Annotated in this window: 8 protein-coding genes; 1 reads left to right on the top strand and 7 read right to left on the bottom strand. The window is 45.7% G+C overall.

The genetic code is table 11. From position 1 onward, the window contains the following. Positions 1–7: 7 nt before the first annotated feature. The 6 genes from odhB to sdhC all read right to left on the bottom strand — a co-directional run bounded on the left by odhB (position 8) and on the right by sdhC (position 7395). On the bottom strand, positions 8–1225 hold the full coding sequence (gene odhB, locus L4D78_RS15400; RefSeq protein WP_428467739.1) for a 2-oxoglutarate dehydrogenase complex dihydrolipoyllysine-residue succinyltransferase: 1218 nt from the start codon (positions 1223–1225) through the stop codon (positions 8–10). Between the two features lie 31 nt (positions 1226–1256). Beyond that, on the bottom strand, positions 1257–4067 hold the full coding sequence (gene sucA, locus L4D78_RS15395) for a 2-oxoglutarate dehydrogenase E1 component (protein ID WP_428467738.1): 2811 nt from the start codon (positions 4065–4067) through the stop codon (positions 1257–1259). A gap of 110 nt (positions 4068–4177) precedes the next feature. Continuing rightward, positions 4178–4891 (bottom strand): succinate dehydrogenase iron-sulfur subunit, encoded by a 714-nt coding sequence (locus tag L4D78_RS15390; RefSeq protein WP_428455819.1) that lies wholly within the window; start codon positions 4889–4891, stop codon positions 4178–4180. Positions 4892–4906: 15 nt separating this feature from the next. Then, positions 4907–6673 (bottom strand): succinate dehydrogenase flavoprotein subunit, encoded by a 1767-nt coding sequence (gene sdhA, locus L4D78_RS15385; protein ID WP_428467737.1) that lies wholly within the window; start codon positions 6671–6673, stop codon positions 4907–4909. After that, positions 6674–7021, bottom strand: coding sequence for a succinate dehydrogenase, hydrophobic membrane anchor protein (gene sdhD / locus L4D78_RS15380; protein ID WP_428467736.1), 348 nt, complete (start codon positions 7019–7021; stop codon positions 6674–6676). Further along, positions 7015–7395 (bottom strand): succinate dehydrogenase cytochrome b556 subunit, encoded by a 381-nt coding sequence (gene sdhC, locus L4D78_RS15375; RefSeq protein WP_428467735.1) that lies wholly within the window; start codon positions 7393–7395, stop codon positions 7015–7017. Before sdhC ends, sdhD begins: the two co-directional genes overlap by 7 nt. A gap of 407 nt (positions 7396–7802) precedes the next feature. Between sdhC and L4D78_RS15370 the strand changes: the two genes are divergently transcribed. Further along, positions 7803–9092 carry a citrate synthase gene (locus L4D78_RS15370; protein WP_428455823.1) on the top strand — a complete coding sequence of 430 codons (1290 nt, stop codon included), beginning with the start codon at positions 7803–7805 and terminating at the stop codon, positions 9090–9092. A 168-nt stretch (positions 9093–9260) separates the two neighbouring features. On the opposite strand, the gene L4D78_RS15365 is transcribed toward L4D78_RS15370, so the two are convergent. Beyond that, entirely contained in the window at positions 9261–12014 is a 2754-nt protein-coding gene (locus L4D78_RS15365; protein ID WP_428467734.1) for a cation-translocating P-type ATPase, read from the bottom strand. Positions 12015–12043 lie beyond the last annotated feature (29 nt).

Genomic DNA, 12043 nt, shown 5'->3' with positions numbered 1-12043 from the left:
ATCAGTGTTATACGTCTAGTAATAGACGTGTTGGGTCTTCTAGAAGTTCTTTAATTGTTACCAAATAGCCCACTGACTCTTTTCCATCCACTAAGCGGTGGTCATAAGACAGTGCTAGGTACATCATTGGTAAAATTTCAACTTTGCCATCAACTGCCATTGGGCGGTCAGCAATTTTATGCATGCCCAAAATCGCAGCTTGTGGTGGGTTGATAATTGGCGTCGACATCAGTGAGCCAAATACACCACCGTTAGTGATAGTAAAATTACCACCAATTAACTCATCAACGGTTAATTTGCCATCGCGTCCTTTAATCGCAAGCTCGCGAATGCCTTTTTCGATTTCAGCAAGGCTTAACTTGTCGCAATCACGCAGCACTGGTGTCACCAAACCACGTGGTGTCGAAACCGCAATGCTAACATCGAAAAAGTTATGATAAACAATGTCATCACCATCGATAGATGCATTAACTTCTGGGTAACGTTTTAGTGCTTCAACAACCGCTTTCACATAGAAAGACATAAAGCCTAAGCGAATACCATGGCGCTCTTCAAAGATGTCTTTGTACTGCTTACGAAGATCCATGATTGGTTTCATGTTTACTTCGTTAAATGTTGTTAGCATCGCCGTGCTGTTCTTCGCTTCAAGCAGACGCTCAGCGACACGCTTACGTAAACGCGTCATTGGTACACGCTTTTCACTACGATGAGCAAGAGGTGCTTCCATTTTGGCTTCTACAGCAGGAGCTGCTGGTGCCGGCGCTGATTTGCCTTCTTTAACAAAAGCTTCAACATCTTCACGGGTAATACGACCACCAACACCTGTACCTTTCACATCAGATGCTTGAATACTGTGCTCGCCAAGCAAGCGACGAACTGTTGGGCTAAGCGCTTCATTCGTCTCTTCACCTAACGCTGCAGTGTTGCGCTTGTTCGGTGATGATTCCGCTTCTGCTGGCACATCTTTTGTTGGTTCACCCGCTACCGCTCCAGCTTTGATCTTACCAATAAGCTGTTTCGTTAAAACGGTTGTACCCTCGCCTTCTAGAATAGCTTCTAGAACACCATCTTCTGGTGCTGGAACTTCCAGCACAACTTTATCAGTTTCGATATCAACCAGAACTTCATCACGTGTCACAGCATCGCCTGGCTTCTTGTGCCAAGTTGCTACTGTCGCGTCTGCAACTGATTCAGGTAAATCGGGAACCAGAATTTCGATCGTCATATCGGCTTTGTCCTTTTTGTTCCAGTTCTTATTAGTCTGTAGTTAGTGCGCTTTCAATTAGCGCTTTTTGCTGTTTCAGGTGTACCGACATATAGCCTACAGCCGGTGATGCAGAAGCCGGACGGCCCGCATATTCCAACTGAGCTCCGGCCGGTAACGCAGAACGGAAGTTATGCTGGCTTGAGTACCATGCACCTTGGTTCTGCGGCTCTTCCTGACACCACACGAAGTCATTAACATGTTGATAATCTGCCAATGCAGCTTCAACATCTTCTTTAGGGAATGGGTATAGCTGCTCAATACGAACGATAGCAACATCTGTCTGTTCGTTTTTGCGACGCTGTTCAAGAAGATCGAAATAAACCTTACCAGAACAGAATACGACACGCTTCACCTGCTTTGGATCTAAGTCATCAACTTCTGGAATTGCTGGCTGGAAATTACCATTCGCTAACTCATCCAGTGTTGATGTACATAGTGGGTGACGCAGCAATGATTTCGGCGACATTACAATCAATGGACGGCGCATTGGGCGTACCACCTGACGGCGCAGCATGTGGTAAACCTGTGCTGGCGTTGATGGGATAACCACCTGCATATTTTGTTCAGCACATAATTGTAAGTAACGCTCTAGTCGCGCCGAGGAGTGTTCAGGGCCCTGACCTTCATAACCATGTGGCAGCAGCATGGTTAAACCACACATACGACCCCACTTCTGCTCACCTGAGCTAATGAACTGGTCAATAACAACCTGTGCCCCATTGGCAAAATCACCAAACTGCGCTTCCCAAACGGTCAAGCCACCTGGTTCGGCTGTCGCATAACCATATTCAAATGCTAATACCGCTTCTTCAGACAAAACAGAGTCAAAGACTTGGAAAACACCTTGTTTATCATGAATATTCGATAATGGAATATACGTGCTGGCATCTGCCTGATTATGCAAAACAGCATGGCGGTGGAAGAACGTACCACGACCAGAATCTTGACCCGTTATGCGAATTCGATGACCTTCATCAACGACGGTTGCATAGGCTAGATTTTCAGCCATACCCCAATCAATGGCTTTGTCGCCATTTGCCATTGCAAGGCGGTCGTTGTATAACTTTTGAACACGACTTTGCAGTGTATGACTTTCCGGGAACTGGCACAGGCGGTGTGCCAAATCTTGTAGGCGAGTCTCGTCAATCGTACTTGGCCAATCGACAGTCCAATCATGACCAATATAGGGTTCCCAATCAACTGAGTGCAGTTTCATTGGACGCCATTCTTTAACGACACATTCACCACGGTCAAGCGCATCACGATATTCATTAATCAATGATGTAGCCGTTTCTAGATCCACTGTATTGTGATCAGTTAGATTATCGGCATAAATCTTACGCGGTGTTGGGTGCTTTTTGATTTTCTGATACATCAATGGCTGCGTTGCGTTTGGCTCATCGGCCTCGTTATGGCCATGGCGGCGATAACATACCAAATCAATCACAACATCACGCTTAAAGGCATTACGATAATCAAGCGCAATACGCGTAACAAAAGCTACCGCTTCTGGGTCATCTGCATTCACATGAAAAATAGGTGCCTGCACCATTTTCGCAATATCAGTACAGTACTGTGTCGAGCGCATATCATGCGGATTCGATGTCGTGAAACCAATTTGGTTATTCACCACAATCCGTACGGTACCGCCAACACGGTAACCACGAGACTGAGACATGTTAAATGTTTCAGCTACAACACCTTGACCAGCAACGGCAGAGTCACCGTGAATAGTAATTGGCAGTACTTGTGAACCATCACTATCACCAAGGCGATCTTGACGAGCACGAACCGAGCCCACAACAACTGGGTTTACAATCTCAAGGTGCGATGGGTTAAATGCCAAAACAAGGTGAACATCGCCACCAGGAGTTTCAAAGTCAGCAGAGAAACCTTGGTGATACTTCACATCACCCGTACCCCATGTATCATCATGCTTACCGGCGAACTCATCAAATAAGTCCTGCGGCTTTTTACCGAGCACGTTAACCAACATGTTCAGACGGCCACGGTGAGCCATACCGACTACCACTTCACGAACACCATTGGTACCTGCGTAGCGGATTAACTCTTTGACCATTGGAATCATGGCATCGCCACCTTCCAAAGAGAAACGTTTTGCACCTGGGAATTTAGCGCCAAGATAGCGTTCAAGACCTTCTGCAGCCGTTAGCTCGTCTAAAAAGGTAAGCTTTTCTTCTTTGGTAAATGCACCTTGCCCAACAACAGATTCAAGGCGGTGCTGAAGCCAACGCTTTTCCTCTGTATCAGTAATATGCATGTACTCTGCACCGATCGAACCACAATAGGTTTTCTTCAATGCATCATAAAGTTCAGATAACTTCATGGTCTCTTGCCCGATAGCAAAAGAGCCCACGTTAAATGTTTCGTTAAAGTCATCTGCTGTTAGGTTATGGAATTCAGGGTCGAGATCAGGAACTCGCTCCCGCTGCCATAGGCCTAACGGATCTAAGTTTGCATTTTGGTGCCCGCGGAAACGGTATGCATTAATTAACTGCAGTACCTTAACCTGCTTGGCATCGACATCTGGATCGCTGACGGAAGCACTTAGATGGGTTGTTTCTTTAGCCAAACGCCGGAAATAATCACGAACACGTGAATGCGGCTGCTCAACAACCGTTTCATTCACAATAGGCAAATCACCGAATACGTGACGCCATTTTTCGTCAACTAAGTCTGGGTCGCTAAGATACAACTCGTAGAGATCCTCTACATAAGTTGCATTGGCGCCAGCCAGGTGTGAAGACTCAAGCCATGCCTTCATAACGCCGTTCTGCATTGTTTTCCCTTAACCACTAGTTATCGCCATTTACACCGGTCTCATTGCCGGGCTTAAAGCTGACTCCAGAGAGCGAATCATAGAGCCAGCATATCGATAATTCTGTTGAATTAGACTGCTCGTTTCAGCAGCATCGTTTTGATATGACCAATCGCTTTCGTCGGATTTAGTCCTTTAGGACAAACATTTACACAGTTCATGATGCCATGGCAACGAAAAACACTAAAAGCGTCGTCGAGATCAGATAATCGTTCATCTGTTGCAGTATCACGACTATCAATTAGCCAACGGTAAGCCGCGAGTAATCCAGCTGGTCCGATGAATTTATCTGGATTCCACCAGAAAGATGGACATGAAGTCGAACAGCATGCGCACATAATACATTCATAAAGGCCATCAAGATGTGCACGTTCTTCTGGTGATTGTAAGTTCTCACGCGCAGGTGGTAATGCACCATCATCAACCAAAAACGGCTTCACTTTCGCGTAGTTGGTATAAAACTGATCCATATCGATAATCAAATCACGGATCACAGGTAAACCTGGCAGTGGACGGATAACAATCGATTTTTCATCGGTCAACGCTGACAGTGGTGTAATACATGCAAGGCCGTTTTTACCATTCATGTTAATACCATCAGAGCCACATACACCTTCACGACATGAGCGACGGAATGATAACGTTGGATCTTGTTCTTTCAGCAAGATCAATGCATCAAGTACCATCATGTCTGAGCCTTCAGGCACATCAAGGGTATAGCCCTTCATATGCGGCGCGTTATCAACATCAGGGTTATAACGGTAAATTGAAAAATTTAGTTTCATTATTCGATCCTCCCCTTAGTAAGTACGCGCTTTTGGTGGAAACGCTTCACGATGAACGGGTGCCATATTCACACCACGCTTAGACATTGATTCCGTCTCTGGGTTGTAAACAGAGTGGCATAGCCAATTCGCATCATCACGATCAGGGAAGTCAAAGCGAGCATGCGCACCGCGGCTTTCTGTACGGTAGTTAGCCGCAACAGCAGTGGCAAAAGCGGTTTCCATTAAGTTTTCAAGCTCTAGACATTCAACACGCTGAGTATTGAATTCTGTCGACTTGTCTGAAAGGTATGCATTTTTAAGGCGCTCACGGATAACTTTAAGCTCTTCTAAGCCTTTCGCCATTGCATCGCCTTCACGGAATACCGAGAAATTATTTTGCATACATTGCTGTAGGTCTTTACGGATTTGAGCAGGGTCTTCACCGCCAGTACTGTTTTCCCACCGGTTATAACGCTCAAGAGACGCTTCAATGTCAGCTTCTGTTGCTGGTTTCGCTTCTGCTTGCTTCTTCAGTGTTTCACCTAAGTGAAGGCCAGTTGCACGGCCGAATACCACTAAATCAAGTAGCGAGTTACCACCTAAACGGTTGGCGCCGTGGACTGATACAGAGGCAATTTCACCACAGGCAAATAGGCCTTGAATTTCAACATCAGCACCACTGTCATCTTGCTTAATTGCTTGACCCGAAACTTGAGTTGGTACACCGCCCATCATGTAGTGACAGGTAGGGATAACCGGAATAGGTTCTTTTACTGGATCAACATGAGCAAAAGTACGAGACAGTTCACAAACACCTGGTAGGCGCGATTCAAGAACATCTTTACCGAGGTGATCAAGTTTTAGTTTGATATGAGGACCCCAAGGACCATCACAACCACGCCCCTCGCGAATTTCGACCATCATTGAGCGAGCAACAACATCACGGCCAGCCAAATCTTTCGCATTCGGCGCATAACGCTCCATAAAGCGTTCGCCGTCTTTGTTAAGAAGGTAACCACCTTCACCACGGCAGCCTTCAGTCACGAGAACACCAGCACCAGCAATGCCTGTTGGGTGGAATTGCCACATTTCAATGTCTTGCATTGGAACACCAGCACGAATGGCCATCCCAACGCCGTCACCAGTATTGATGTGCGCATTGGTTGTTGATGCATAAATACGACCCGCACCACCAGTGGCAAGAATGGTTGCTTTCGATTTAAAGTAACAAACTTCACCTGTTTCCATGCAAAGTGCAGTACACCCTAAAATTGCACCATCTTCATTCTTAACCAGGTCAAGTGCATACCACTCAGAGAAAATCGTCGTTTTATGTTTGATATTCTGCTGGTACAGCGTATGAAGCAATGCATGGCCAGTACGGTCTGCCGCAGCAGCGGTACGTGCTGCTTGCTCACCACCGAAGTTCTTCGATTGGCCACCAAATGGACGTTGATAAATGGTGCCATTATCAAAACGAGAAAACGGCAAACCCATTTTTTCTAATTCAATAACAGATTCTGGACCGTTCTTACACATGTATTCGATAGCGTCTTGGTCACCGATATAATCAGAACCTTTTACGGTATCGTACATATGCTGTTCCCAGTGATCCTCGTGCGCATTACCAAGGGCTACGGTAATTCCCCCTTGTGCAGACACGGTATGAGAACGAGTTGGGAAAACTTTAGATAGCAACGCACATTTAAGGCCTTGCTCAGAAATTTGTAGTGCAGCGCGCATTCCAGCACCACCAGCACCGATTACTACGGCATCAAACTCTCGAACTGCAATGCTCACTTACGCACCCCACACAATAAAGAAACCAGAAAACAGGTAAACCAAAAGAACAGCAACAACACCAAACTGAAGACCTGCACGTAAGGCGGCAGGTTTAATGTAATCAGTTAATACCTGCCATAAACCAATCCAGGCGTGGATCAAAATAGACAGTAGTGCCAGCATGGTGAATACCTTGGTACTCAACTTACCCCAGAAGGCAGCCCATGTATCAAAAGTTAGATCTGGCCCGAAAGCCAAAAAGCCAACTAAATAAATTGTGTAAAAAGTGAGGATGATTGCAGTTGCACGGATCAGGATAAAATCATGAACACCGTTACGACCAACTGTTGATACGTTGTTTACCATACTAAGACTCCTGCGAAGACTGAAAGCACAGCGACAATCGCGAAGCTGATTTTCGCGCTTGCAATGCCGGATTCCATTTCTTCAAAATATCCCATATCCATTAGCAAGTGACGCACGCCAACCACTATGTGGTAGAACAACGCAGTCAAAATGCCCCAAAGTACAAATTTCGCAAAAAAGCTATTTACAATGCTGGCAGCACTGGCGAAGCCTTCAGGGGAGGATAAAGAAATATTTAATAGCCAAAGTAAGATGGCTACAGCAACAAAAGTGATCACGCCGGAAACGCGATGTATGATCGACGCTATCGCTGTAAGGGGAAAGCGAATCGTCTGTAGGTCGAGGTTGACAGGTCTTGGCTTATTTACTTTCACGGTGATTGCCCACTCAGCTCCATTGAAGCAATTTTATAGTTATAACTCTCCGTTTCTGCTTTAAACCAACAAAAACAATAACATTTTCGCAACTCACCGTTGCGCTTTTGTGTGACTGTTTTTGTAAAACACAGTTAAACCTAACTTACTAAATTTCTTGATAACTTAAGCATTTGTGTCTGGCGGCGGCAGAACCAGAGACCTGTCGCGAGTATACCCCCCGCAACAATCAATTACAAAGCTTGCAACATGACCTCTAACACAGTTTCGGAAATTTGCATTTTTTTAACCAAAGTTATTAACAATGCCACACAAAAGAACCACAAAAATTGACTTTCCCTCGTACGAAAGGTACAACAATCGTACATCCGCCTTGGATTAGGATTATAAAAACAAAGGAGATTGTTATGGCAGACAAGAAAGCTACTCTTCATATTGAAGGGGAAGCACCCGTCGAACTGTCGATTCTCGGGGGCACTGAAGGGCCAGAAGTAATAGATGTACGTAAGCTTGGTGCTAACGGTTATTTTACATTCGACCCGGGTTTTCTAGCCACTGCATCATGTGAATCTCAAATTACCTATATTGATGGTGATAAGGGTATTCTGCTTCACCGCGGTTACCCAATTGACCAATTGGCCAATAATGCTGACTATTTAGAAGTTTGTTATATTCTTCTATATGGTGAGGTTCCGACTCGTGAGCAATATGAGACATTCCGTACTACGGTAACTCGCCACACGATGGTTCATGAGCAAATTTCGAGCTTCTTCCATGGTTTCCGCCGTGACGCTCACCCTATGGCTGTCATGTGTGGAGTAGTTGGCGCGCTCGCAGCGTTCTATCACGACTCGTTAGATATCAATAACGATACCCACCGTGAAATCACAGCGTTCCGCCTGCTATCCAAAATGCCAACGCTTGCATCGATGTGTTACAAATACTCAATCGGCCAGCCATTTATTTTCCCTCGTAACGACTTAGACTATGCTGAAAACTTTCTACACATGATGTTTGCAACGCCATGTGAAGAGTATACCGTCAGTCCTGTTGTAGCCCGTGCGATGGATAAAATCTTTACGTTACATGCTGACCACGAGCAAAATGCCTCGACTTCTACTGTTCGACTTGCAGGTTCATCGGGCGCGAACCCATTTGCCTGTATTGCTGCTGGTATCGCTTCACTTTGGGGCCCTGCCCATGGCGGTGCTAACGAAGCTTGTCTGAAGATGCTAGAAGAAATTGGCAGCGTTGATAAGATCCCTGAGTATGTTGAACGTGCTAAAGATAAAGACGACCCATTCCGCCTAATGGGCTTTGGTCACCGTGTTTATAAGAACTACGACCCACGTGCAACCGTGATGCGTGAAGCGTGCCATGATGTACTTAAAGAGCTGGATATTAAAGATCCGCTGCTTGATGTTGCCATGGAGCTGGAGCGTATTGCACTTTCCGATGAATATTTCGTTGAGAAAAAACTCTACCCGAACGTCGATTTCTACTCAGGTATAATTCTGAAGGCAATCGGTATTCCAGTATCAATGTTTACCGTTATTTTCGCGATGTCTCGCACTATCGGTTGGATTGCACACTGGAACGAAATGCATAATGACCCGACCAATCGTATTGGTCGCCCTCGTCAGTTGTACACGGGTTACAACCAGCGCGATTTCAGCCCTCTTCATGAGCGTGAATAGCAATTTACTAAATTACGTAAATAAACAAAATACGTAAATAAACAAGAAAGCCACCTTCGAAAGAAGGTGGCTTTTTTTAATATCTATCCCGTCACGCTATTAAAAATCAGTCACTTTTGATAATAAAAAAGGGCCATAAGGCCCTTTTCTTTACATATCATACAAAGATTAAACTAGCTTAGTCTTTGTTAGCTCTTTAATACCAGACAGTACAAACGTTGGTAGTGAAGCTGCAATGAACACGGTAAATAGGTGCCCTGCTGTTAGCGCTTCAGTGCTAAAGATAAACTGACCAACACCTGTGTAGATAACACCTAGAGACAACGTTGCAGACAGCGCTACCGCACCTAACAAGTACTTGTTAGTAAATGGGTTCTTGCGGAACAGCGTAGTGAACGTACGTGAATCAAAGATGTGCCATAGCTGACAGAACACTAGCATTGCAAACGCCATTGTCTGTGCGTAGTTAGCACTTAGACCAGCGTTGACAGCCCAGTTGAATGCCAAGAAGCTCATGCCACCTTGAGCCAAACCACGAACCACAATACGTGTACCTAAGTGATCGCTGAAGAAGCTTTCGTTACGCTTACGCGGCTTACGCTCCATCAAGTCTTTCTCTTCTGGGTCAACACCAAGTGCTAGCGCTGGTAGACCATCAGATACTAAGTTAATCCAAAGGATCATCAGTGGTGTCAGTGGCAATGCCACTTCAGGGCCCATGAAGAGGAAGGCAAACAGGATTACCGATACTTCACCAACGTTAGCAGTCAATGCCTGACGGATAAATTTACGCAGGTTATCGAAAATCTGACGACCTTGACGTACAGCTTTAACAATGGTGCTGAAATTATCATCCAGCAGGATCAAGTCACCAGAGTCTTTCGCAACCGATGTACCCGTAATACCCATTGCAACACCAATGTCAGCACGGCGTAGCGCTGGCGCATCGTTCACACCGTCGCCAGTCATGGCAGCGACTTCATTGTTGTGTTGCTGAGCCTGTACAATACGTAGCTTATGTTCTGGTGATACACGGGCAAATACTGCGACATTAGGACAGATACGACGTAGCTCTTCATCGTCCATATCATCGAGTTCGGTACCCGTCACAACTAAATCTTCTTCGCTGCGAATAATACCAATTTCACGCGCAATCGCTGCTGCTGTAAGAGCATGGTCACCAGTGATCATTACCGTACGAACACCTGCGTCAAAACAGCTATCAACCGCGGCACGTACTTCTGGGCGAGGTGGATCCATGATGCCGTACAGGCCAAGGATCGTCACATCTTGCTCAAGTTCGCTAGGGTCACGCTGTAGGTCATCTTCCGATAACTCTCGGAAACCAACAGCGAGTGTACGTAGAGCCTGGTGAGCAAAGTCTTGAATCGCCGCTTCATAGTTCGCAACTAACTGTTCTGCTGGGTTAGCCGCTACAGCCAAGTTGCCTTCGGCTACAGCTGGCTGGTGAGCAACGACATCACCGTTAACCATAAAGCCTGATGCATTACGCAATACAACATCTGGCGCACCCTTAATCGCTAGGAAGTGCTTACCGTCAGGGCCTTTAACAATAACCGATGCCATTTTACGTGTAGAATCAAACGGGAATTTCTCAATAATTGAGTAGCCGCCCGTTGAAAGCATTTCTGTCTGCTGTAAACCAGCCTTCGCCGCAGCTACAATCAATGCGCCCTCAGTTGGGTTACCACGTACAGATGACTTATCGCCATTCTGAATATACTCAGCATCATTACATAGTGTTGCAACCACCAAGCCTTGCATCATTTCAGGGCTATCTTTCACATCGGTGCTGTGTGAAAGAGGCTTAAATTCACCTTTAGGAGAGAAACCTTTACCGCTCACTTCCCAATTTCGGCCAGATGCATCGTAGGCTTTCATTACCTGCATTTGGTTCTGAGTCAGCGTACCTGTCTTATCTGAACAGATAACAGTTGTTGAACCAAGAGTCTCAATCGCAGCCAGCTGCTTAGCGAGAGCATTGCTCTTCACCATTTTCGTTGAACCCATGGTTAGAACGATGGTGACAACAGTTGGTAGACCTTCAGGAATTGCAGCAACAGATAGTGAAATACCAGTGTTCAGAATTTCAAGCCATGGCATGCCATGGTATAGACCGATAACACATACAACCGCTACTACACCTAGTGCAACAATCATTAGCGTTTTGGCAATCAAATCCATACGCTCTTGCATTGGGGTCTTGGTTTCTTCGGTATTAGCCATCATGTCCGCGATATGGCCAACCTCAGTCTGCATACCAGTGCCAATAACAATGCCGACACCTGTACCGCCTGTCACAATCGTGGTCATGAAGCCCATGTTAACCTGATCGCCCAAGCTAATATGACCATCTTCCAGCGTTTTACTTGTCTTATCAACAGGCTCAGATTCACCGGTCAGTGCGGCCTCATCAATCGATAGACGGTTAGATTCAATAATACGAACGTCAGCCGCTAAGATGTCACCCGTGCTAATCTTTAGCACATCACCAGGAACAATCTCACGTGCTGGAATATCCACCCACTCACCATTACGACGTACCTGCGCCATAGGTGCTGCCATGTCACGTAGTGCTTCCATTCCTTTTTGAGCTTTAAACTCCTGCCAGAAAGCAATAACTACGTTAATCACAATAATGACAGCAATCGCCACAGCATCAATTAAGTGACCAGTGAAGAAGGAAACAATTGCACCAACGGCTAGAATAAAAATCAATGGATTTTTGAATTGGTGAGTTAGCAGCTCTAGCGCAGACTTACCGGCTTGTTCTTGAAGCTCATTTGTGCCGTATTGCTCTGTACGCTTATTAACTTCCGCAGTGTCCAACCCTTTTTCAGCTGACGTTTCCATTATAGAAATCGTGCTGTCAACCGTTTCGGTAAACCACTTCTTTGTCATGGGGAATCTCCAATAAATAAATCAGCTAA

Source organism: Photobacterium minamisatsumaniensis, assembly GCF_050336695.1.
GTDB classification, from domain to species: domain Bacteria; phylum Pseudomonadota; class Gammaproteobacteria; order Enterobacterales; family Vibrionaceae; genus Photobacterium; species Photobacterium minamisatsumaniensis.
This window is presented reverse-complemented; position numbering and strand designations above follow the sequence as displayed.